Raw genomic sequence first — 21,360 nt, forward strand, 5'->3', positions numbered from 1 at the left:
ATGGGCGGAGCGGGTTCCGGCGGCCGCGCCCTCGAGCGCTCGGACACCGAGTACACCTACTCCGGTGGCGCTGACTCCTTCGAGTACGAGCAGGTGTCGGTGACCGGCGAGACCGCCACGGTCAGCGCCACCGTTCGGACCTGGAAGACCTACGTCCACCGAGGCAACGGCCTGATGACCATCTCGTCGCCGTCGAACGTCGTCCTGGTCGACGCGGTGCTGCAGCTCCGCGACACGAGCTGGCAGGTCACCGAGCTCACCTGGGAGTTCGCGCCGGGCCAGGCTCCCTGGACAAGTAGCTCCCAGGGCTCGCACGCTCCGCAACCCTCACCACGCACCCCCGGCGGCGGGGCAGACGCTCGGCGTGCGCCCAGCATGTCGGGGCCGTACCTGAACCGTCGTCACGGGCAGATCCTCGCACGATCCGCGGCCCTGCTTGACGTACTAATACCCTAGGGGGGTACTGTAGTCACATCACCGACACGAAGGACAGGGCCATGGCACACAGCTACATCGCCAACCGCACCAAGGACGACTACCTCAAGCGGCTGCGCCGCATCGAGGGCCAGGCGCGGGGTCTGCAGCGGATGGTCGAGGAGGAGCAGTACTGCATCGACATCCTCACCCAGGTCTCGGCGATGACGAAGGCCCTCCAGTCCGTCGCCCTCGGCCTGCTCGACGAGCACCTGGCGCACTGCGTCGTCAACGCCGCCCAGGAGGGGGGTGAGGAGGCCGCGACCAAGCTCAAGGAGGCCTCCGACGCCATCGCCCGCCTGGTCCGCTCCTGACCCGTCCCGATCTCTTCTGTCCCCCGACGAGAGGAAGCTCAGATGAGCACCACCCAGATCTTCACCGTCACCGGCATGACCTGCGGCCACTGCGTCGCCTCCGTCACCGAGGAGGTGCAGGAGCTCGCGGGCGTCGAGGACGTCGCGGTCGACCTGCCCACCGGTGCGGTCACGATCACCAGCGCCGCTCCCCTCGACGCGTCCGCCGTGAAGGCGGCCGTCGAGGAGGCCGGCTACCAGCTCGCATGAACGCCCCGACGCGGCTGGCCGGCTTCGGGGCCGTCGCCGCGGTCGTGTTCGGGATCGCCCTCCTCGTCGGCCGGGCCTTCGGTCCGGTCGACGTCGAGGAGCCGGCCGCCCACGACACCCACCCGAGCACCGACGGCGAGACGAACGAGATCCCCGGAGGACTGATGACCTCGCAGGACGGCTACACCCTCGCCCTCGCCGACAGCGAAGCCACGGCCGGCGACGCGGTCCCGGTGAGCTTCACCATCACCGGACCCGACGGCGCCCCCGTGACGTCGTACGACGTCCAGCACGAGAAGCGGCTCCACCTGATCGCCGTACGACGCGACTTCAGCGGCTTCCAGCACGTCCACCCGACCCTCGACGGCGGCACCTGGTCGGCCGACCTCGCGCTGAGCCCCGGGACCTGGCGGCTGTTCGCCGACTTCAAGGCCACCGACGGCGAGGCGCTGACCCTCGGCACCGACCTCGCGGTGGACGGCCGCTACGACGCCGTGCCGCCCGCCGTGGAGAGCCGCACCACCACCGTCGACGGCTATCAGGTCACCCTCGACGGCGACCTCAGTGCCGGCGCCGACGCGAGGCTCACGCTGAGCGTCAGCAGGGACGGCGCGCCGGTCACCGACCTGCAGCCCTATCTCGGCGCCTACGGCCACCTGGTGGCGCTGCGCGGTGGCGACCTCGCCTACCTCCACGTCCACCCGGACGGAGAGCCCGGCGACGGTACGACGCAGCCCGGGCCCGACGTGGTCTTCCACACCGCGGTCCCCAGCGCCGGGACCTACCACCTCTACCTCGACTTCCAGCACGACGGCGTCGTCCGTACCGCGGCCTTCACCGTCACCGCCTCGGGCACCGGAGAGAAGCACGGCCGGCAGGAAGGACCGAGCAGTGAGCACGGACACTGACCAGCAGGTCGAGCTCGCCCTCACCGGGATGACCTGCGCGTCCTGCGCCAACCGGATCGAGCGCAAGCTCAACAAGCTCGAGGGCGTGACCGCGACGGTCAACTACGCGACCGAGAAGGCGAAGGTGACCTACGCCGACGGCGTCTCGACCGACGACCTGGTGGCGGCGGTCGAGGCGGCCGGGTACGGCGCCTCGCTGCCGAGGTCGGCCGACACGGCGGGCGAGGAGCCCGCCGTCGACGCCGATCCGCTGCGCGACCGGCTGGTGATCTCTGCTCTGCTCACGGTCCCGGTGATCGCGATGGCGATGGTGCCGGCGTTCCAGTTCGACAACTGGCAGTGGCTCTCGCTGACCCTGGCCGCGCCGGTCGTGGTGTGGGGCGCCTACCCCTTCCACCAGGCGGCCTGGACCAACCTGCGCCACGGCACGTCCACGATGGACACGCTGATCTCGCTCGGCACGCTCGCCGCCCTGGGCTGGTCGCTCTACGCGCTGTTCTGGGGCACCGCCGGGATGACCGGCATGAAGCACCCCTTCGAGCTGACCATCGAACGCAGCGACGGCAGCGGCAACATCTACCTCGAGGCCGCGGCCGGCGTGACGACGTTCATCCTGGCCGGGCGCTCCTTCGAGCAGCGTTCGAAGCGGCGGGCGGGAGCGGCGCTCAGGGCGCTGCTCGAGCTCGGCGCGAAGGAGGTCGCGGTCCTCGCGCCCGACGACACCGAGACCCGGATCCCGGTGGCAGACCTGAAGGCCGGCGACCGGTTCGTCGTCCGCCCCGGCGAGAAGATCGCCGCCGACGGCGTGGTCGAGCGGGGCAGCTCCGCGGTCGATGCCTCGATGCTGACCGGCGAGTCGGTGCCGGTCGAGGTCGGCGAGGACGACGCCGTCGTCGGAGCCACGGTCAACGCGGGCGGCCGGCTCGTCGTCCGGGCGACCCGGGTCGGCGCCGACACCCAGCTCGCCCAGATGGCGCGCCTGGTCGAGGACGCCCAGCACGGCAAGGCCCAGGTCCAGCGCCTGGCCGATCGGATCTCCGGCGTCTTCGTGCCGATCGTGATCCTGCTCGCGGCCGGCACCCTCGGCTTCTGGCTCGGCACCGGCAACGGGCTCGCGGCGGCGTTCACCGCCGCGGTCGCCGTCCTCATCATCGCGTGCCCGTGCGCACTGGGCCTGGCCACCCCGACCGCCCTCATGGTCGGCACCGGCCGCGGCGCCCAGCTCGGCATCCTGATCAAGGGGCCGGAGGTGCTGGAGTCGACCCACACGGTCGACACCGTCGTGCTCGACAAGACCGGGACCGTCACCACCGGCCGGATGACGCTGCGCGACGTGGTCGCCGACGAGGGCGAGGACGCCGACGAGGTGCTGCGGTACGCCGGCGCGCTCGAGGACGCCTCCGAGCACCCGATCGCCCGGGCCATCGCCGACGCCGCCCGCGACGCCGGAGCGGTTCCCGCGGCGGAGCTGCCCGAGATCGAGGACTTCGCGAACGTCGAGGGCCTCGGCGTGCAGGGCGTCCTGCTCGACGGCGACGCGTCGCACGCGGTGCTCGTCGGGCGGCCGCGGCTGCTGGAGGAGTGGTCGCAGCACCTCTCCCCCACCTTGGCGGCAGCGCTGTCGGACGCGCAGCGCACCGGCGGTACGGCGGTCGCGGTCGGCTGGGACGGCAAGGCCCGGGGCGTGATCGTGGTCGCGGACGCCATCAAGCCGACTTCCGCCACCGCCATCGCCCAGCTGCGTGACCTGGGGCTGCGGCCGGTTCTGCTCACCGGCGACAACGCCGCGGTCGCGCGGACGGTGGCCGCGGACGTGGGGATCGCCGAGGAGGACGTGATCGCCGAGGTCCTGCCCGCCGACAAGGTCGACGTCGTCAAGCGCCTGCAGTCCGAGGGCCGGGTCGTGGCCATGGTCGGCGACGGCGTCAACGATGCCGCCGCCCTCGCCCAGGCCGACCTCGGCCTGGCCATGGGCACCGGCAGCGACGTCGCGATCGAGGCCAGCGACCTCACCCTGGTCCGCGGCGACCTGCGGGTCGCGGTCGACGCGATCCGCCTGTCCCGGCGCACGCTCGCCACGATCAAGGGCAACCTGTTCTGGGCCTTCGCCTACAACGTCGCCGCCCTGCCGCTGGCCGCCGCCGGGTTGCTCAACCCGATGCTGGCCGGTGCCGCGATGGCGTTCTCGTCGGTGTTCGTGGTGTCCAACAGCCTGCGGCTGCGGTCGTTCCGCTGAACCCGACCAACCCGTCAGGAATCGAGAAGCACCGGCGGCGGGCCGGAACTAGCGTCGGGGACATGAACTCACTCGACACCCTCGTCCTCGAGGTGGCCGACCCGGCCGCCGCCCACGACTTCTACGCCCGGGCCTTCGGTCCGGACCTGCCGCTCGGCCTCCGCGCGTCCGAGGCGCCCACCGACGGCTTCCGCGGCTTCCACGTCTCCCTGACCATGGCCCAGCCGGCCGATGTCGACGGCCTGGTCGAGACGGCACTGGCCGCCGGGGCCACCACGATCAAGCCGGTGACCAAGTCCATGTGGGGCTACGGCGGCGTCCTGCGGGCGCCCGACGGCGCCATCTGGAAGGTCGTCAGCTCCTCGAAGAGGAACAAGGGCCCGGCCGGCCGGGACATCGAGAGCATCGTGCTGCTCATCGGCGCCGACGACATCGGCGCCAGCAAGGCGTTCTACGTCGACCGCGGCTTCAGCGTGGCCCGCAGCTTCGGCAAGAAGTACGTCGAGTTCGAGCCCGGCTCGGGCGCGGTGACCCTCGGCCTGCTGCCCCGCAAGGCGCTGGCGAAGGACGCCGGCGTACCGATCGAGGGCAGCGGCTCACACCGGGTGGTGCTCGTCGGCGGCGACACCGCGGCGAGCGACCCCGACGGGTTCGTGTGGGAGCCGGCAGGTCGACCGGGTGAGGTCAGCGGACCGCGAACCCGAGCCACGACCCGAGAATGAGCGTCGCCACGACGATCTCGACGCGGCGGGCGAGGCGGGAGGGGTAGACCCGGTCCTCGAAGTAGTGGGCGATGAACCCGCGCTCGTGCAGCTGCGGCCTCCCGGCGCCCTCACGGCCCCAGTTCTCGAGGCGCGACAGCGGGCAGGCCGCGTCGGTCGCCGCCATCCGGCCACCCCACACCGCGGCCGCGAGGTGGGGGATGAAGATCCACGGCATCAGCCAGGCCAGGAAGCCGCCGACCACCGTGAAGCCGACGAACAGGACATGCACCATGAAGGCTCCTGCTGCGACGACCCGGTGCATGGCGCGGATTCTAGTGACCTGGCGTCGCAGGCCGGCCGCCAGGTGTCGTGATCGTCGGCTGCTTCCCGAGATCGGCTGATCCCTGGAGTGCGGTCAGGCCAGCCCCGCGGCGGCGAACGCCCGGGCGTAGATCTCCCGGACGACCCGCTCCTTGCGGGCGTTGTACTGCATGGCGTGCTCGCCGGCGGCGCTCGAGGCGGCGGACGCGGCGAGCTTGGCGGCGGCGTACCGCTCCCGCTCGCCGGGGTTGGCGCGCAGCCAGTCGCGGAAGATCCGGTGCCTGACGACCTCGGGGCTGTCGGGGCCGAACACATGCACGTGGGAGACCGGCGAGGTGCCGCGCAACAGGCGGTGCTCGAACCACCACGGCTCGCGGACCCGGAGTACGAGGCCGAGGGCCTCCAGCGGGGGGACGTACGCCGCCTCGTCGGCCGGGTCGGCCACGACCAGGTCGATGTCGATGACCGGCTTGGCGGGCAGGCCGGGGACGGCGGTGGAGCCGACGTGCCGGACGACGAGCGCACGCCGGCCGAGCGCGCCCCGGATGGCGGCCTCGACCTGCGAGAAGCGCGCGGGCCAGGCGGGATCGGGCGGGACGACCGCCACGTCGGGCGAGGGCCCGCCGCCGTCGACCCAGGGCGAGGCGCCCGCGGGGACCGGCGGGTCCCGGAAGGTGACGATGTCCTCGCGGCTCGGCATCAGCCGACCAGCCCGTGCTCGTGGGCGAACACCACGATCTGCACCCGGTCGCGCAGCCCGAGCTTGCGCAGGATCGCGCCGACATGGGTCTTCACCGTCGACTCGCTGAGGAACACCTGGCCGGCGATCTCCTGGTTCGACAGCCCGCGCGCGACTGCGGCGAAGACCTCGCGCTCCTTGTCGGTCAGCCCGAGGTACGCCGCCGGCGGCGCCCCGGCCGCCCGGAACTGCGCGTCGAGCAAGGTCGACAGGTCGGCCGGCGCGAGCACGGCGTTGCCGGCGTGGACGGTGCGGATCGCGTCGCGCAGCATGACGGGCGTGGTGCCCTTGAGGAGGAACCCGCTGGCGCCGTACCTGATCGCGGTCGCGGCGCGGTCGTCGAGGTTGAAGGTGGTGAGCACGACCACGCGCACCGGGTGCTCACGGCGGGCGGCGCGGTCGGGCAGGAAGATCTGCCGGGTCGCCTCGACGCCGTCCATCTCCGGCATCCGGATGTCCATCAGCACCACGTCGGGCGCGAGCTCGTCGACCAGCCGCACCGCCTCGATGCCGTCGGCGGCGGTGCCGACCACCGTCATCCCCTCCTGGGCGTCGACGATCACCCGGACCCCCTCGCGGAAGAGCTCCTGGTCGTCGACGAGCAGCACCTTGATCACGCGACCATCATCGCGCCCGCACCGGCACCCACGCGGTCGCGGTGAACGTCGGCGGGTCGGTGCGTCGGCGTACGTCGAGCCGGCCGCCGACCGCCTCGAGGCGCCGGCGCATGCCCTCGAGTCCCTGTCCGCCCGCGCCCGCGGGCGAGGCCGGGGCCGGCGGGGGCAGCGGCGCCGCGAGGGGCTGGGTCAGGTCGAGCTCCGGCGCGGATGGGGCCAGGGCGTTGCGCACCTCGATGCGCAGGTCGCCGTCTCCCTGCCCGCCCGCCCAGTGCCGCTCGACGTGGACCGGCTGGTCGCGCGGGCCGTGCTTGATCGCGTTGGTGAGCATCTCCTGCAGGACCCGGAACGCCACGACGGCGAGCTCGGGCGGCATCGGCTGCGGTGTGCCGACCTCGGTCGTGAGCACCTCGTGACCGCTGGCCCGCACCCCCTCGACCAGGCTGTCGAGGTCGGCCTGCTGAGCGCCGGAGGCGGGCGTCCTCGGCTGCTGGGCCGTGGAGGCGAGCACCTGCCGGACGTCGTCGAGCGAGGTGCGCGCCGAGGTGGCGATCCTGGCCATGGTCAGCTTGAGGCCCTGGGTGTCGGCGTCCTCGAGGTACTGCGCGGACTCGGCCTGCGCGAGGATCACGGCCAGGGAGTGGCCGACGACGTCATGCACGTCGCGGGCCAGCCGGGCCTGCTCCTCCCGCAGCCGCGCGATCTCCTCGGCCTGGTCACGCTGTGCCTCGGCCGCGACCTGGGAGCGGTGCGAGTCCTGCGAGCGCGAGGCGAAGCGCAGGGCCAGGCCGAGCAGCCAGGGCGTGGCGAGCAGGGCGATGCCGAGGATGCCCGCCGTCGCCCGCACGCCGTAGCCACCGGCCCGGTAGGCGTCCTGCGCCAGGCCACCGACGCCCAGGCTCTCGAGTCCCTCGTAGAAGGAGTACGGCGAGAGCCAGACGACCGCGATGACCGCGCCGGCGGGGATGGACAGCCCGCTCAGCCACACCGTCGGGAGCCGCCCCCACCGCGCGCACCCGAAGGCGACGACGACGAGCAGCACCTCGGTCACCATCGGGTCGACGCCGGTGAGGACCTGGAGCAGGCCGGTGAACCAGGCGACGGCGAGCGCGGCGCCGGGCAGCGCCCGGGACAGCCCGACCGCGACCGCGACGCCGGTGATGACGACGAGCGGGGGCCACAGCTCGACGTAGTAGTACCGGTTGATCTCGACCAGGCCGACCAGGAGAGCCGCGATGCCGGCCAGCACGTCCGGCACCCAGCGCGCCGCGCGGCTCATAGCGCCGCCTCGGCTCCCACCGACCGGCAGGCCCACCGGCGCTGGAGCGGGGCCTCGACGTACCGCCACGAGAGCGCCGCCGCGACCAGGGTCAGCAGCACCGCCGGGAGCGCGGGCAGCCAGAGCGAGAGCGGGTAGTTCCACAGGTACGCCGCGTACGACACGGTGCCCAGTGCGACGAGCGCCCGCAGCGGCCCGGTCACCGTGACCCGGCTCCGGCAGGCGAGGATCAGCACACCGGTCAGCGCGGCGATGGCCGGACCTCCTGCCAGGTAGGTGAGGGCATGTCCCCGCAAGGGAACCACACTGAGCACCGCGAGTGTGGCGAGGGCGGTCGGCACCGCCCAGGACGGGAGCCGGAGCCGATCGCCGTGCAGACGCACGGCGGCGCCGACGACGAAGCAGCCCGCCCAGCTCGTCGGCAGCGCGTAGGCGAGGTCGGGGTCCTCGGCCAGCCACCAGGTCGTCGCCAGGCAGGCCAGCGCGGTGCCGACGGCGGCGACCAACAGGGCCCGGCCGCGGCCGAGCAGGAGCAGCGCGGCCGGCCACAGCAGGTAGAACTGCTCCTCGGTCGCCAGCGTCCACAGGTGGAAGGTCGCGTCGCCGGCATGCCCGAACGGCAGGTTGCCCGTCCAGGTGAGCGCCCACAGCACGGTCCACCCGAGCTCGTCCCGGTCGCCGAGAGGGTCGGCGACCAGCGTCACCAGGACCACGCCGGCGACCAGCACCAGCAGTGGCGGCACCAGCCGCCGGGCACGCCGCAGGTAGAACTCGCGCAGCGGTGGGCGCCGCTCCAGCACGCCGGTGATGAGGTAGCCCGACAGCGCGAAGAACATGACCACGCCGACGACACCCGCCCCCGGGGCGAGATCCGGTGCCGCGTGCCGCAGCAGGACCAGCCCGACCGCGATCCCGCGGAGCAGGTCCAGGCCGTCGATCCTCATCGGTGGGCGGAGCGGACCAGCTCGTCGAGCAGGTCGGCGTACGCGATCCCGGCGGCGGCGAACATGCGGGGCGCCTGGGAGTGCTCGGTCAGGCCCGGCATGGTGTTGACCTCGTTGAGCACCGGCCCGTCCTCGGTGAGGAAGAAGTCGACCCTCGCGACGCCCGCGCAGCCGAGCGCCTCGAACGCCGTGGTCGCCGCGCTCTGCAGCGCCTTGGCGTCGACCTCGTCGAGCTGGGCGGGGAGCCGGAAGTCGGCGTGGCCGCCGTACTTCGCGTCGTAGTCGAAGATCCCGTCGGCCACGATCTCCAGCGCCGGCGGCACGAACAGGCTGCCGTCGGCCCGCCTCAGCACGGCGACGTCGACCTCGCGGCCCACGACCACGTCCTCGACAAGCACCCGGTCGTCGAGCGCGAAGGCGGCGTCGAGGGCGGGCTGCAGGGCAGCGGCCACGTCGACCCGACTGACCCCTTGGCTGGAGCCGGCCGCGACCGGCTTCACCACCACCGGCCGGGTCCAGCGCAGGTGCTGCGCGGTGGCCCTCGTGACGAGGAGGCCGGGGGCGACGGCGATCCCGACCGCCTGCGCGACCAGCTTGGTCGCCCACTTGTCCATGGCCAGCGCGCCGGGCCGGATCCCGCTGCCGACGTAGGGCAGGCCGGCGAGCTCGCACAGCGCGGCCAGGGCGCCGTCCTCGCCGCGCGGACCGTGGACGACGGGGAACACCACGTCGCAGCCGCGCAGCACCTGGGCCGCGCCGCTGAGCCCGATCGGGCGCAGGCCGCGGTCGCGCCAGGTCCCGTCGCGGCCGATGGTGAGCGGGACGACGTCGTACGTCGCCGGGTCCAGGGCTCCTGCGACCGAGGCCGCGGAGGCGAGGGAGACGTCGTGCTCGCAGTTCTGCCCGCCGCCGATGACGGCCACCCGGGTCCTCATGCCAGGCTCCGGAGGTAGTGGGCGGACACGGTACGGCGCGGGACGCGGGCACCGAGGCCGGTGACGATCTCGTGCTCGATGGTGCCGGCCCAGGCGGCCCACTCGGCGACGGTCGGCTCGCCGATCGTGCCGGGACCGAAGACCGTCACGATCTCTCCCGCCTCGGCACCGGACGGACCGAGGTCGACCACGACCTGGTCCATCGAGATCCGACCGACCACGCGACGCCGGACGCCGCGGACCAGCACCTCGGCACGCTCCGAGGCGACGCGCGGGAGGCCGTCGGCGTACCCCAGCGGGAGCAGGCCGAGGTGGGTCGCGCGGGTGGTGCGACGGTCGTGGCCGTAGCCGACCACGGTGCCGGCGCGCACCCGGCGGACCTGTACCAGCGGCGCGGTGAGTGTCATCGCCGGCTCCAGCACGGTCGTCCGGGACGGGTCGATGCCGACCAGGCCGGCGCCGACGCGGCTCATCGTGTGGTGGGCACGCGGGTCGGTTAGGGTGGCGGCGGTCGCGGCGAGGTGCCGGTCCCGGGGCCTCAGACCGGTCGAGCGGGCGACCTCGACCGCCCAGGCGAACCGAGTCCTGCCCTGCGCGTTGCAGGCGTCGGCCGGGTCGTCGGCGCAGCCGAGATGGCCCATCACGCCGACGACCTCCACCTCGCCGCGCTGCTCCGCACGCCGGGCCGCCCGGCACAGCGCCGCCCACTCGGTCGGCTCGGCGCCGTCGCGGGCCATGCCGGCGTCGACGTACAGATGGATCCGGTGCCGTCCGGGACTGGTCGCGACCGCGACGAGGTGGGCCAGGCTCGGGACCGCGACGTCGACGTCGTACGTCGCCGCGGTGGCGAAGTCGGCGTCGACCGGGTTGAGCCAGCTGAGGACCGGTACGACGAGCCCGGCCTCCCGCAGCGCGAGCGCCTCGGCGAGGCTGGTCACGCCGAGCCGGGTGGCGCCGTGGGCGAGCGCGGTCCGGGCGAGTTCGATCGCGCCGTGGCCGAAGCCGTCGGCCTTGACCACCGCCATCAGCTCGCCGGCGGCTCGGTCGGCGAGAGTGCGGGTGTTGCGGGCGACGGCGGCGAGGTCGACGCTCAGCCGGGGGGCGGTCGGCGTGGTCGCGCGGGGCTGCACGGCAGCGAGGTCCGTCATGCCGCCACCACCGCGGCGAGCGGGCCGTAGAGCGCGTGCGGCGCGCCGGTGACCAGCGCCCAGTAGCGGTCGCCGAAGCTCCAGTGCCACCACTCGGTCGGGTAGTTCACCAGCCCCTGCGAGCGCAGGACCCGGGCCAGCACGGTGCGGTGCGCCCGGGCGTCCGCCCCGATCCCGGCGGCCGCGAACCAGCACCGCCCGTCGCTCTGCTCGGGCGTCGCGTCGATCGGCGTGCCGAGGTCGAGCTCGTCGCCCGTGATGTCGACCAGGGTGAGGTCGACCGCCGCCCCCGCCACGTGCGGCGCCACGTCGACCGGTGCGACGAACCGGCTGGTCAGCCGCTCCAGCGCCTTCGCGCCGATGCCGGGGTGCAGCGCCGCCAGCTCCTCGCCGTACGACGCCACGATGGCGCGCTGCTCCTCGACCGGCCGCAAGCCCTCGACCACCCGCAGCCGCACCCCCGCCGGGAGCAGCCGGTCGGCCGCGACCAGCCGGTCGGCCAGGTCCGCGCGCACCAGGGCGCCGGCGGGCGAGAGGTCCTGCGGGAGGCGCACCAGCGGCTCGCCGTACTCGATGACGGGGACCGCGCGGACACGGGGATCGGACAGCAGGATCGTCATGCCGTCCACGCTAGGAATCCGGGGTCCCGGTCGCCTCAGTCTGAGGTGCCGGGGCGCGGTCCTCAGGTGCCGGGCGGGTCAGTCCGCGACCGGGTACGCCGTGACCCCGCACGTGACCGGGGCCGCGGCGGGCAGCCGGCCGAGGTCCGCCAGCGCACCCTCGGCCCGCGACCGGCCGAGGTTCCACTCCAGCCAGTCGTCGTCGGACAGCTCCCGGCCGGCGAGGGCGCACAGCCGGTCGGTGCCGGTCAGGTCGGCGAGGGCGGGGACGGCGTCGTCGGACAGGCCGCGCAGGTAGAACCAGTCGACGCGGCCGGTGTCGTCGTACCGGGCCAGGTTGTGGCGGGCGATCCACGCGTCCGGGTTGACCAGGGCCAGGCCGAGCAGGGCGACGACGCCGCTGAGCAGGGCGAAGCGCGGCAGCCAGGCGCCACTGAGCCGGAGGCCGCTGACGACGACCGCCACCACGAGGATCCCGAGCCAGCCCTCGAAGACGTCGACGAGCAGGCGCAGGCGGGTGAAGCCGTAGGCCTCCTGGTAGACGTCCATCCGGTAGAGGGCGGACGCGACGACGACCAGCGTCTCCGCGCACAGGGCGCCGAGAGCCAGGCGCAGCCACAGCCGGTCGGCCGCGGTCTCGCGCGGGGCCTTGCGGGCGGCGACGGCGATCACGAGCAGCGTCAGCGCGGTGGCGACCGTGAGCTGGGCGAAGCCCTCGTGGACGTACTCGGCGTAGGTCAGCCCGGTCGTGCGCCGTAGGTAGGCGTGCCCGCCGAACACGACGGTCGCCTGGGCGACCAGGAAGACCGCGAAGACGACGACCACGACCAGCACGGGCGCGAGCCACTCGTAGCGGCGGGCCACTGGGCGGCGGGCGACGAGGTCGCGGTCCACGCGCGGCGGGTTGAGGGCGAGGTACGCCGCCGCGAGGACGGTGCCGCCGACGGCGAGGGTGACGAAGGCGCGCAGCACGAAGGTGTCGAGGGTGAGGTCGGGCAGCAGGGCGTCGACCCACTCCGCGACGAGGGCGTCGGCGGAGGCGAACAGGGCCCCGAACACGACCAGGCCGAGCACCGACCAGACCAGGGTGCGCAGCAGCGCGGCGCCGTGCCCGACGACCGGCAGCGCCGTGATCGTCCGCCCCAGCCACGGCATCCCGCGCAGCCCGGCCACCGGCCACATCAGCCCGGCGAGCACGAACCCACCCAGGCTGCGCCCCCGCGTCACGCCCGCCACGCACAACGCGGCACCGGCGAACAGGCAGAGCACGACGATCCACTCGGCATCGCGTACGACGGCCGTGGCGGCGAGCAGCACGCAGAGTCCCGCACAGGTCAGCGTGAACGGGTCGCGTCGGTCGCGGCTCGCGGCGAGCACGACGGTGCCGGCGGCGAGCAGGACCAGGAAGGTGCCGATGCCCAGCGCGCGCTCGGGCAGCACCAGGCCGCCGAGCAGGCCGGCGCCGAGGGCGCCGAGCAGCAGGCCGGGGCGCGAGGGGACGCCGCGCTCGGGCCAGAGGCCGCCGAGCAGGTCGTCGGTGACCGACGGCGGCGGGACCGGGGTGGGCGGGGCGGTCGGGACGGGCACGGGTGCCTCCTGGATCGTAGGAACGGCCGGGGCGGCCGGGCGGGCCGCGGGCTCGAGGGGCAGGTCGACCCGGACCCGCGCGCCGGTGGCGCCGGCGACCGGGTCGAGGAAGCCGATGACGCCGCCGTGCAGGTCGGTGACCCACCGGGCGATGGCGAGGCCGAGCCCGGTGCCACCGGTGCCGGCCGACGCGGCGAGGGTGCCGAACGGCTCGAAGACGCGCTCGCGGTCGACCGCCGGTACGCCGGGGCCGGAGTCGCGGACCTCGATCCGGTACCGCTCCCCCACGATCTCCTCGGCGACCTGTGCGCGCACCTCCACGGTGCCACCGGACGGGCTGTGCCGTGAGGCGTTGTCGAGCAGGTTGGCGACCAGCTGGTGCAGCCGCGCCGGGTCGGCGGTCACGACGAGCTCGGGCGGTGTGACCCGTACGTCGTAGGCCACACCGCGGCCGAGTGCCTCCGCCTCGGCGACGGCATCGGTCAGCAACGCGGCGAGCGGGACCCGCTGCGGGACGAGCGGCGCCCGGCCGGCGTCCACCCGCGCGAGGTCGAGCAGGTCCTCGACCAGGCCGCTCATCCGCTCAGCCTGGGCCAGCGCGGTCTCGAGCACGGCCGGGTCGTCCGGTACGACGCCGTCGACCACGTTCTCGAGCACGGCCCGCAGCCCGGCGAGCGGGGTGCGCAGCTCGTGGCTGACGTTGGCGACCAGCTCGCGACGCTGCCGGTCGACCCCGGCCAGGTCACGGGCCATCGTGTTGAACGCACGGGCCAGCTCGCCGACCTCGTCGCGCGCGGTGTCGGGCACCCGGACGGCGTAGTCGCCGGTGGCCATCCGCCGCGCGGCGGCGGTCATCTGGCGCAGCGGCGAGGTCATCCCGACCGCGAGCAGCTGGGTCAGCGCCAGCGCGAGACCGATGGTGACCGGGATCGTCAGCCAGAGCGGGACGTTGTCGGAGCGGCCGAGCGCCGCGACCAGGGCGGCGACCGTCGCGCTGGCCGCGACGAGCAGGCCGAGCTTGACCTTGATCGAGCGGACGCCGACCAGCGGCTGCGCCGTCACGGGGCCGGCACCTCCAGCGCGTAGCCGACGCCGTGGGCGGTGCGGACCAGGTCCGCGCCGACCTTGGCCCGCAGCCCCTTCACGTGGCTGTCGACGGTGCGGGTCCCGGTCGCGCCGTCCCAGCCCCAGACCTCGGCGAGCAGCCTCTCGCGGGTGACGACGGCCCCCGGCGTCGCGGCCAGGCACAGCAGCAGGTCGAACTCGGTCGGCGTCAGCCGCACCTCCTCCTCGCCGCGCCACACCCGTCGCGCCGGGGCGTCCACCCGCAGGTCCCCGAGCTCCAGCGCCCGCCGCCCGGCGAGCGACGCGGCCCGGTCCACCCGGCGCAGCAGCGCCGCCACCCGGGCGACCAGCTCGCGCATCCGGAACGGCTTGGTCAGGTAGTCGTCCGCCCCGACCCCGAGGCCCACCAGCACGTCCGCCTCGTCGGCGCGGGCCGTGAGCATGAGCACCGGCACCGGGCGGTCGGCCTGGATCCGGCGGCACACCTCGTGGCCGTCGTACCCGGGCAGCATCACGTCGAGCAGGACGAGGTCCGGTGCGTGCTCGCCACACGCCGCCACGGCGCCGGGACCGTCGAACGCCCGCACCACGTCGTACCCCTCGGCCTGGAGCCGGTCGGCGACCGCCTGGTTGATGACCGGGTCGTCCTCGACGACGAGGACCCGACGGCGTGCGCTCTCCATGGCTCCGAGGCTACGAGCGCGGAGCGCCGGAAGACGGGGACGACGTGTGCAGGTTCTGTGCAGATCGGCTCCCAGCCGCCTCCCAGTCGGTACGGCGATGCTGCGCCACATGAACCACGTCATCGCCACCACGCTCGCCGTGCCGCGCCCGGCGGCCGACGTCGCGGCGTACGTCCTCGACTGGGGCAACGATCCCCAGTGGCGCTCCGCCGTGACCTCGCTGACCTGCTCTCCGGCCGGCCGGGCCGAGGTCGGGCAGCGTCAGGTCGAGCGGCTCACCTTCTGGGGGATGCGGTTCGAGACGCGGACCGAGATCGTCGCGGCGGACGCCCTCCACGCCGCATATGACGGCGGACAGCCGCCCATCGAGGTGAGCGGGCACCGCCGGGTGGAGCCGGACGGGGCGGACCGCTGCATCCTCACCGTCGTGACCCGGCTCCGCCTCGGCGGCGCGCTGCGGCTGGCCGCGCCGCTGCTCGTCCCCGCCTACCGCCGGGGCGACCGGGCCGACCTCGAGCGCCTGGTCGCGCTGCTGGCCGGCGGCGCCCCCCGACTCGCTCAGCCCGGCCGCTGAGCGGCGATCTCGTCCTCGACGTACCGGTCGCCGGTGGCGTAGAGCCCGCACAGGTACAACGGCACGCACAGGCCGAGCAGCAGGAGCACCGACGGGGTCCAGCTCCCGGTCGCGGCATGCAGGACGCCGACACCGAACGGCCCGGCGGCGGCCAGCAGGTAGCCGGCGGACTGGGTGAAGCCGGAGAGCGCGGCGGTGCCCTCGGGGGTGCGGGCGCGCAGGCCGATCAGGGTGAGCACGAGGGGGAAGGTGCTGCAGCCGGCGCCGATCGCGAGCGCCCACAGCCAGCCGAGGGGGCGGGGGGCGGCGAGGAAGCCGAGGTACCCCACCGGGTAGCACGCGACGAGGGCGGTGAGCAGCCAGCGCTGGTCGCGGAGCCGGCCGGCGAGGATGGGGATGAGCAGTGACAGCGGGATGCTGGCACCGGTGACGACGCCGAGCAGGACGCCGGACGCCTCGGCGGAGTAGCCGGCGTCGCGGCACATCTGCGCGAACCAGCCGAAGATCGCGTACGCCTGCAGCGACTGCAGCCCGAAGGCGCCCACCATCGCCCAGCCGAGACGGGTGCGGGCGATGGCGCCGACACCCAGCGCCCGGGTACGACGGCCCTCGTGGAGGTCGTGCCGGATCAGCCCGATCCACGGCAGCACCGCGATGCCCGCGGTCACCGACCACGCGACCAGGCCGCGGGTGTAGTCGACCTGGTCGCCGCCACCGGTCGCGATCGGCACGCTCAGCGCCGACGACGCCGTGAGGCCGACCGCCATCGACGTCGTGTAGACCGCGGTGAGCTGGCCGACCCGTTCGGGGAAGTGCAGCTTGACCAGCGACGGCATCAGCACGTTGGCCGTCGCGGCACCCGCCAGCGCGACGAAGGAGAGGACGAGGAACAGCCAGCCCTGGTGGACGTGCCCGCGGCCCCACAGGCAGCCGGTGAGCAGCAGCAGCCCGAGCAGCGCGACCCGGTGCAGCCCGATCCAGGACGCGAGGCGGGGCGCGGCACCGCCGACCACCGCGAAGCAGACCACCGGCAGCGTCGTGAGGATCCCGGCCTCGGTGGAGCCGAGCGGCACGCCGGCGCGGATCTCCTCCAGCAGCGGCCCCACACTGGATGCGGCCGGGCGCAGGTTGAACGCGAGGACCACGATCCCGAGGACGACGAGCAGGCGCTGGAGGCGGGTCTCCGGGGCGGCCTCGACGGAGGTGGCTGTCACGGAGTCATGCAACACCACGGTCCCGGGGCTGATTCCACGGGGCCCGGCGCCGGGGCTCGGGTCGAAGCTCAGCCGCGGTACGTCGCCCGCCGCACCAGCACCTCGAACGGCCCCCGACGACCGTGCCGCGCCAGCAGGTCCGCGAGGACCACGGAGCCCACCCACGTGGCGACCGCGAGCACCGCCGCACCCGTGACGCTCAGCATCCCGGCCAGGCCGAGCAGGTACGGCGTGAACACGATCGCCCACACCACCGACTGCATCAGGTAGCAGGTCATCGAGCGCTGGCCGGTCGCCGCGAGGGCGTCGATCACCCGGCCGCGGCGCCCCTCCACCAGACCCTCCAGCGGACGCGCCAGCAGGGTCACCAGCGCGGCGTACCCCAGGCCGCCGAGGACCCCGGCCGCATCGTGCAGCGGCCCGACCAGCTCGAGGACTCCGGCCGGCCGAACCGGGGTGAGACCGGCCAGCATCAGCGCAACCGGCTGGGCGCCGAGCACGGCGACGGTGAGGCCGACGACCGCGACCGCGACGAGCAGGCCGCGGTAGCGCTCGGGCTGCTCGAGCACCCGCCGCCGCCCGGCCCACAGGCCGAGCAGGTAGGGGCAGGCGAACCCGATCGGGCCCAGCAACGCGATGAACGCGATCCCGACCGGTCGCTCCGCGAGCTGGGTGACGAGGTCCGGCGGCAGCATCGAGATGTCCGGCCGGTCGGTGCTCACCGACGACGAGTCCGCGGAGGGCAGCGCGGTGAGCAGGAAGAGCAGGCCGGCGACGGCCAGCAGCCAGCGGTCCGACCAGCGCACCGCCCAGGCCCCGACGAGCAGCAGCACGCCGTACATCGCCAAGATGTCGCCGACGAAGAACAGCATCGCGTCGACGACGCCCACCGCGACCAGGACCCCGGCCCGCCGCCACAGCAGCCGGCGCACCGCCTGGGGCGAGGCGCCGGCCTCGACCTGGCGGCGCACGATGTGGGCGACGCCGTACCCGAACAGGAAGCCGAACATCGGGAAGGCCCGGCCGTCGACGAAGGTCGCGATCACCCAGGTCACGGTGTGGTCGAGCGCCGACCCGGCGACCGGGAAGCCGCCGCGGATCGCGTCGCCGGTCAGGAAGTAGTGGGAGTCGGCGAGCGCGATGAACAGCAGCATGCCGCCGCGGGCCAGGTCCGGTCCGAGCGCCCGCGCCGAGAGGGCGACGGGCCCGGCACCGGTCTGAGAGCTCACCGGTCCAGTCAAGGCGCGCGGCGGCGAGCGCGCATCGGACCACGGTCGCCGCCGCCCCCTCCTTTGGTCGGCCGCTCAGAAGTCCTCGTCGAAGCCGACCGCCCCGCTCACTCCGACCTGGTACGCCGACACCCGGCGCTCGAAGAAGTTCGACAGCTCCTGCACGTCTTGGAGCTCCATGAACGCCAGCGGATTCGGCGAGCCGTAGATCGGCTCCAGGCCCAGGCGCTGCATCCGCCGGTCGGCGACGTGCTCGAGGTAGGAGCGCATGTCGGCGGTGGAGAGGCCGGCGACGCCCATGCCCAGGAGGTCCTCGGCGAACTGTGCCTCCGCGTCGACCCCGTCGACCAGCATCTGCCGCACCTGCGCCGCCATCTCGTCGTCGAACAGGTCCGGCTCCTCCTCGCGCACCGTGTCGACCACGTCGAACGCGAAGCCCATGTGCATCGACTCGTCGCGAAACACCCAGTTCGTTCCCGAGGCCAGGCCGTTGAGCAGGCCGCGGGAGCGGAGGAAGTAGACGTACGCGAACGCGCCGTAGAAGAACAGGCCCTCGATGACGGCGGCGAAGCAGATCAGGTTGAGCAGGAAGGCACGGCGGTGCTCCCTGGTCTCCAGCCGGTCGAGCTCGAAGACCGAGTCGATCCACCGGAAGCAGAAGTCGGCCTTGTGCTTGATCGAGGGGATGTTGTCCACGGCCGCGAAGGCCTCGTGGCGCTCGGCCTCGTCGGGCACGTAGGTGTCGAGCAGCGTCAGGTAGAACTGCACATGCACCGCCTCCTCGAACAGCTGGCGGCTCAGGTAGAGCCGGCCCTCCGGGGAGTTGATGTGCTGGTAGAGGTTGAGCACCAGGTTGTTCGCGACGATCGTGTCGCCGGTCGCGAAGAAGGCGACCAGGCGCGACACGAGATGCCGCTCGGCGTCGGTCAGCCGCTTCAGGTCGGCGAGGTCGGAGTGCAGGTCGACCTCCTCGACGGTCCAGTTGTTCTTGATGCCGTCGCGGTAGCGCTCGTAGAAGTGCGGGTAGCGCATCGGCCGCAGGGTCAGGTTCATGCCCGGGTCGAGCAGCATCCGGGTCGGGGCGTGGTCGGCGGTCACTGGCAGGCCTCGCAGCTCTCGGGGTTCTCCAGCGAGCAGGCGAGTGCCTCCTCGTCGGTGGTGGTCGTCGTGGGGACCACCGAGACGGTGGCCTGCTGGATCCGCGTCGCCGGCCGCGAGCGCAGGTAGTAGGTCGTCTTCAGCCCGCTCTTCCAGGCGAACGCGTACATCGAGGACAGCTTCCCGATCGTCGGCGCGGCCATGAAGAGGTTGAGCGACTGGGCCTGGTCGACGAATCCCTGTCGCTCGGCCGCCATCTCGATCAGCGCCTTCTGCGGCAGCTCCCAGGCGGTCCGGAACAGCAGCCGTACGTCGTCGGGCAGCTGCGCGATCCCCTGGACCGAGCCCTCGGCGCGCTTGATCTGCTCACGCACCTCGGCGGTCCACAGCCCGCGCGTCTTGAGCTCGCGCACCAGCGCGGAGTTGACCTGCAAGAACTCGCCCGACAGCGTCTCGCGCTTGAACAGGTTCGAGACCTGCGGCTCGATGCACTCGTAGCAGCCGGCGATCGACGCGATCGTCGCCGTCGGTGCTATCGCGATCAGCAGCGAGTTGCGCAGCCCGTGCTCCGCGATCCGCTCCCTGAGCGCCGCCCACCGCTCGGGCTGGGTCAGGGTGGCTCCCCAGAGATCGGGGTGGAGGTCGCCGCGCGCGGCCCGCGTCTCGTCGTACGACGGGTGGGGGCCGTGCTCGGCGGCGAGCGCGCAGGACACCTCCAGCGCGGTCAGGTGGATCTCCTCCTGGATCCGCGTCGACAGCGCCTTCGCCTCGGGGGAGTCGAAGGGCAGTCGGAGCGCGAAGAACACGTCCTGCAGGCCCATCAGCCCCAGTCCGACCGGCCGCCACCGCGGGTTGGACGCGGCGGCCTGCGTGCTCGGGTAGTAGTTGATGTCGATGACCCGGTCGAGGAAGGGCACCGCCGTCCGCACGGTCGCACGCAGCTTGTCCCAGTCGACGTCGACGGCGCCGTGCCGGTCGGTCAGGTGCTGGCCGAGGTTGATCGAGCCCAGGTTGCACACCGCGGTCTCGCCGTCGGAGGAGACCTCGATGATCTCGGTGCACAGGTTCGACAGATGCACCACGGGCCTCCCCGCCCCGGGCGCGTCGGTCGTCTGGTTGCAGTGCCGGTTGGCGGCGTCCTTGAAGGTCATCCAGCCGTTGCCGGTCTGGGCGAGGGTCCGCATCATCTTGGCGTAGAGGTCGCGCGCCTTGACCTGGCGCACGTACCGGCCCTCCGCCTCGGCCCGCCGGTAGGCCGCGTCGAACGCGGAGCCCCACAGGTCCGGCAGCTCCGGCACCTCGTTCGGGTCGATCAGCGACCACGTCTCGTCGGCCTCGACCCGGCGCATGAACTCGTCGGGGATCCAGTTGGCCAGGTTGAGGTTGTGGGTACGACGGGCCTCCTCACCGGTGTTGTCCCGCAGCTCGAGGAACTCCTCGACGTCGGGGTGCCACGGCTCCAGGTAGACACAGGCGGCGCCCTTGCGGCGGCCGCCCTGGTTGACCGCCGCCACCGACGAGTCGAGGGTGCGCAGGAAGGGCACGATCCCGTTGGACTGACCGTTGGTGCCACGGATCAGCGCGCCGCGCGAGCGCACCCGGGAGAAGCCGATGCCGATGCCGCCGGCGAACTTCGAGAGCTGCGCGACCTGCGTGTAACGGCTGTAGATCGACTCCAGCTCGTCGCGCGGGCTGTCGACCAGGTAGCACGACGACATCTGCGTGTGCCGCGTGCCGGAGTTGAACAGCGTCGGGCTGCTCGGCAGGTAGGCCAGGCTCGACATCAGCCGGTAGAAGCCGATCGCCTCGGCCGGCGTACGGGACAGGCCGCAGGCGACGCGGAGCAGGAAGTACTGCGGCGTCTCGATCACCAGCCGCGCCGTGGGGTGGCGCAGCAGGTAGCGGTCGTAGACCGTGCGCAGGCCGAAGTACTCGAACCGACGGTCCGCATCCTCGTCGATCGCGAAGTCGAGCTTGCGGGCGTTGTCCTTCACGAACCGCGCCGTCTCGTCGCCGATCACGCCCTCGGCATGGCCCAGCGCGACCGACTGACTGAAGGAGGCCACGCCCTGGTTGCGGACCTCCTTGTCGATGTAGCCCGCCAACAGCCGGGCCGCGAGCTTCGAGTACGCCGGCTCCGCAGCCGTGAGCTCGGCCGCGGTCTGGATCGAGAGCCGGTCCAGCTCGGCGGTGGTCGCGCCGTCGTACAGGCCGCTGATGGTGCGGGTCGCGACCCGCATCGGGTCGACGTCGGGCAGGTCGGCGCTGACCCGGTCGACGGCGCGCACGATCTTGGTGACGTCGACGCGCTCGGTCTCGCCGTTGCGCTTGCGCACCGTCATGGTGGTGCGGGTGGGTGACTCGGTGACGGTCACGGTGTTCTCCCCTCGGAGTCTGGCTCGCGAGGGGACGACAGCGGGGC

At 73.4% G+C, this 21,360-nt stretch carries 21 protein-coding genes; 7 read left to right on the forward strand and 14 right to left on the reverse strand.

The window, feature by feature from the left end; translation table 11 throughout:
• From ACUP6Y_RS23645 to ACUP6Y_RS23670, 6 genes are all read left to right on the forward strand, one after another.
• Positions 1 to 456, forward strand: coding sequence for a hypothetical protein (locus ACUP6Y_RS23645; protein ID WP_462553447.1), 456 nt, complete (start codon positions 1 to 3; stop codon positions 454 to 456).
• Between the two features lie 41 nt (positions 457 to 497).
• Positions 498 to 788, forward strand: coding sequence for a metal-sensitive transcriptional regulator (locus tag ACUP6Y_RS23650; protein WP_462553448.1), 291 nt, complete (start codon positions 498 to 500; stop codon positions 786 to 788).
• 42 nt (positions 789 to 830) lie between these two features.
• Positions 831 to 1,037 carry a heavy-metal-associated domain-containing protein gene (locus tag ACUP6Y_RS23655; protein ID WP_462553449.1) on the forward strand — a complete coding sequence of 69 codons (207 nt, stop codon included), beginning with the start codon at positions 831 to 833 and terminating at the stop codon, positions 1,035 to 1,037.
• On the forward strand, positions 1,034 to 1,945 hold the full coding sequence (locus tag ACUP6Y_RS23660) for a hypothetical protein (protein WP_462553450.1): 912 nt from the start codon (positions 1,034 to 1,036) through the stop codon (positions 1,943 to 1,945). Before ACUP6Y_RS23655 ends, ACUP6Y_RS23660 begins: the two co-directional genes overlap by 4 nt.
• A 28-nt stretch (positions 1,946 to 1,973) precedes the next feature.
• Positions 1,974 to 4,181, forward strand: coding sequence for a heavy metal translocating P-type ATPase (locus ACUP6Y_RS23665; RefSeq protein ID WP_462556818.1), 2,208 nt, complete (start codon positions 1,974 to 1,976; stop codon positions 4,179 to 4,181).
• Between the two features lie 62 nt (positions 4,182 to 4,243).
• Positions 4,244 to 4,903, forward strand: coding sequence for a glyoxalase (locus ACUP6Y_RS23670; protein ID WP_462553451.1), 660 nt, complete (start codon positions 4,244 to 4,246; stop codon positions 4,901 to 4,903).
• Here ACUP6Y_RS23670 and ACUP6Y_RS23675 read toward each other — a convergent pair.
• The 10 genes from ACUP6Y_RS23675 to ACUP6Y_RS23720 form a co-directional block, all read right to left on the reverse strand.
• Positions 4,866 to 5,207 carry a DUF2784 domain-containing protein gene (locus ACUP6Y_RS23675; protein WP_462553452.1) on the reverse strand — a complete coding sequence of 114 codons (342 nt, stop codon included), beginning with the start codon at positions 5,205 to 5,207 and terminating at the stop codon, positions 4,866 to 4,868. The genes ACUP6Y_RS23670 and ACUP6Y_RS23675 overlap by 38 nt on opposite strands.
• A gap of 93 nt (positions 5,208 to 5,300) precedes the next feature.
• Positions 5,301 to 5,906 carry a GrpB family protein gene (locus ACUP6Y_RS23680; RefSeq protein WP_462553454.1) on the reverse strand — a complete coding sequence of 202 codons (606 nt, stop codon included), beginning with the start codon at positions 5,904 to 5,906 and terminating at the stop codon, positions 5,301 to 5,303.
• On the reverse strand, positions 5,906 to 6,562 hold the full coding sequence (locus ACUP6Y_RS23685; protein WP_462553455.1) for a response regulator: 657 nt from the start codon (positions 6,560 to 6,562) through the stop codon (positions 5,906 to 5,908). Before ACUP6Y_RS23685 ends, ACUP6Y_RS23680 begins: the two co-directional genes overlap by 1 nt.
• A gap of 7 nt (positions 6,563 to 6,569) precedes the next feature.
• Positions 6,570 to 7,841, reverse strand: a complete 1,272-nt coding sequence (locus ACUP6Y_RS23690) for a sensor histidine kinase (protein ID WP_462553456.1) — start codon at positions 7,839 to 7,841, stop codon at positions 6,570 to 6,572.
• Complete coding sequence (locus ACUP6Y_RS23695; RefSeq protein WP_462553457.1) at positions 7,838 to 8,785, reverse strand: acyltransferase family protein; 948 nt, start codon at positions 8,783 to 8,785, stop codon at positions 7,838 to 7,840. Before ACUP6Y_RS23695 ends, ACUP6Y_RS23690 begins: the two co-directional genes overlap by 4 nt.
• Positions 8,782 to 9,720 (reverse strand): D-alanine--D-alanine ligase family protein, encoded by a 939-nt coding sequence (locus ACUP6Y_RS23700; RefSeq protein WP_462553458.1) that lies wholly within the window; start codon positions 9,718 to 9,720, stop codon positions 8,782 to 8,784. Before ACUP6Y_RS23700 ends, ACUP6Y_RS23695 begins: the two co-directional genes overlap by 4 nt.
• On the reverse strand, positions 9,717 to 10,868 hold the full coding sequence (alr, locus tag ACUP6Y_RS23705; RefSeq protein ID WP_462553459.1) for an alanine racemase: 1,152 nt from the start codon (positions 10,866 to 10,868) through the stop codon (positions 9,717 to 9,719). The genes ACUP6Y_RS23700 and alr overlap by 4 nt, the downstream gene beginning before the upstream one ends.
• On the reverse strand, positions 10,865 to 11,488 hold the full coding sequence (locus tag ACUP6Y_RS23710; RefSeq protein ID WP_462553460.1) for a M15 family metallopeptidase: 624 nt from the start codon (positions 11,486 to 11,488) through the stop codon (positions 10,865 to 10,867). The genes alr and ACUP6Y_RS23710 overlap by 4 nt, the downstream gene beginning before the upstream one ends.
• 78 nt (positions 11,489 to 11,566) lie before the next feature.
• Positions 11,567 to 14,137 (reverse strand): DUF4153 domain-containing protein, encoded by a 2,571-nt coding sequence (locus tag ACUP6Y_RS23715; RefSeq protein WP_462553462.1) that lies wholly within the window; start codon positions 14,135 to 14,137, stop codon positions 11,567 to 11,569.
• Positions 14,134 to 14,823 carry a response regulator gene (locus ACUP6Y_RS23720; RefSeq protein WP_462553463.1) on the reverse strand — a complete coding sequence of 230 codons (690 nt, stop codon included), beginning with the start codon at positions 14,821 to 14,823 and terminating at the stop codon, positions 14,134 to 14,136. The genes ACUP6Y_RS23715 and ACUP6Y_RS23720 overlap by 4 nt, the downstream gene beginning before the upstream one ends.
• Before the next feature lie 109 nt (positions 14,824 to 14,932).
• On the opposite strand from ACUP6Y_RS23720, the gene ACUP6Y_RS23725 reads away from it, so the two are divergent.
• Positions 14,933 to 15,397 (forward strand): SRPBCC family protein, encoded by a 465-nt coding sequence (locus ACUP6Y_RS23725; RefSeq protein ID WP_462553464.1) that lies wholly within the window; start codon positions 14,933 to 14,935, stop codon positions 15,395 to 15,397.
• Here the strand turns inward: ACUP6Y_RS23725 and ACUP6Y_RS23730 are convergent.
• The 4 genes from ACUP6Y_RS23730 to ACUP6Y_RS23745 all read right to left on the reverse strand — a co-directional run bounded on the left by ACUP6Y_RS23730 (position 15,382) and on the right by ACUP6Y_RS23745 (position 21,313).
• Positions 15,382 to 16,611 (reverse strand): CynX/NimT family MFS transporter, encoded by a 1,230-nt coding sequence (locus tag ACUP6Y_RS23730; protein WP_462553465.1) that lies wholly within the window; start codon positions 16,609 to 16,611, stop codon positions 15,382 to 15,384. The two genes, ACUP6Y_RS23725 and ACUP6Y_RS23730, sit on opposite strands and share 16 nt — an antisense overlap.
• A 68-nt stretch (positions 16,612 to 16,679) precedes the next feature.
• Positions 16,680 to 17,840, reverse strand: a complete 1,161-nt coding sequence (locus ACUP6Y_RS23735) for a DUF418 domain-containing protein (RefSeq protein ID WP_462553466.1) — start codon at positions 17,838 to 17,840, stop codon at positions 16,680 to 16,682.
• Positions 17,841 to 17,915: 75 nt separating this feature from the next.
• Complete coding sequence (locus ACUP6Y_RS23740; RefSeq protein ID WP_462553467.1) at positions 17,916 to 18,938, reverse strand: ribonucleotide-diphosphate reductase subunit beta; 1,023 nt, start codon at positions 18,936 to 18,938, stop codon at positions 17,916 to 17,918.
• Positions 18,935 to 21,313 (reverse strand): ribonucleoside-diphosphate reductase subunit alpha, encoded by a 2,379-nt coding sequence (locus tag ACUP6Y_RS23745; RefSeq protein ID WP_462553468.1) that lies wholly within the window; start codon positions 21,311 to 21,313, stop codon positions 18,935 to 18,937. The genes ACUP6Y_RS23740 and ACUP6Y_RS23745 overlap by 4 nt, the downstream gene beginning before the upstream one ends.
• Between the last annotated feature and the right edge of the window lie 47 nt (positions 21,314 to 21,360).

Source organism: Nocardioides sp. S5-5, assembly GCF_054954065.1.

Coding starts and splice junctions, on each gene's coding strand:
- ACUP6Y_RS23645 (WP_462553447.1), top strand. CDS start 1: ATGGGCGGAGCGGGTTCCGGCGGCCGCGCCCTCGAGCGCTCGGACACC.
- ACUP6Y_RS23650 (WP_462553448.1), top strand. CDS start 498: ATGGCACACAGCTACATCGCCAACCGCACCAAGGACGACTACCTCAAG.
- ACUP6Y_RS23655 (WP_462553449.1), top strand. CDS start 831: ATGAGCACCACCCAGATCTTCACCGTCACCGGCATGACCTGCGGCCAC.
- ACUP6Y_RS23660 (WP_462553450.1), top strand. CDS start 1,034: ATGAACGCCCCGACGCGGCTGGCCGGCTTCGGGGCCGTCGCCGCGGTC.
- ACUP6Y_RS23665 (WP_462556818.1), top strand. CDS start 1,974: ATGACCTGCGCGTCCTGCGCCAACCGGATCGAGCGCAAGCTCAACAAG.
- ACUP6Y_RS23670 (WP_462553451.1), top strand. CDS start 4,244: ATGAACTCACTCGACACCCTCGTCCTCGAGGTGGCCGACCCGGCCGCC.
- ACUP6Y_RS23675 (WP_462553452.1), bottom strand. CDS start 5,207: ATGCACCGGGTCGTCGCAGCAGGAGCCTTCATGGTGCATGTCCTGTTC.
- ACUP6Y_RS23680 (WP_462553454.1), bottom strand. CDS start 5,906: ATGCCGAGCCGCGAGGACATCGTCACCTTCCGGGACCCGCCGGTCCCC.
- ACUP6Y_RS23690 (WP_462553456.1), bottom strand. CDS start 7,841: ATGAGCCGCGCGGCGCGCTGGGTGCCGGACGTGCTGGCCGGCATCGCG.
- ACUP6Y_RS23695 (WP_462553457.1), bottom strand. CDS start 8,785: ATGAGGATCGACGGCCTGGACCTGCTCCGCGGGATCGCGGTCGGGCTG.
- ACUP6Y_RS23700 (WP_462553458.1), bottom strand. CDS start 9,720: ATGAGGACCCGGGTGGCCGTCATCGGCGGCGGGCAGAACTGCGAGCAC.
- alr (WP_462553459.1), bottom strand. CDS start 10,868: ATGACGGACCTCGCTGCCGTGCAGCCCCGCGCGACCACGCCGACCGCC.
- ACUP6Y_RS23710 (WP_462553460.1), bottom strand. CDS start 11,488: ATGACGATCCTGCTGTCCGATCCCCGTGTCCGCGCGGTCCCCGTCATC.
- ACUP6Y_RS23720 (WP_462553463.1), bottom strand. CDS start 14,823: ATGGAGAGCGCACGCCGTCGGGTCCTCGTCGTCGAGGACGACCCGGTC.
- ACUP6Y_RS23725 (WP_462553464.1), top strand. CDS start 14,933: ATGAACCACGTCATCGCCACCACGCTCGCCGTGCCGCGCCCGGCGGCC.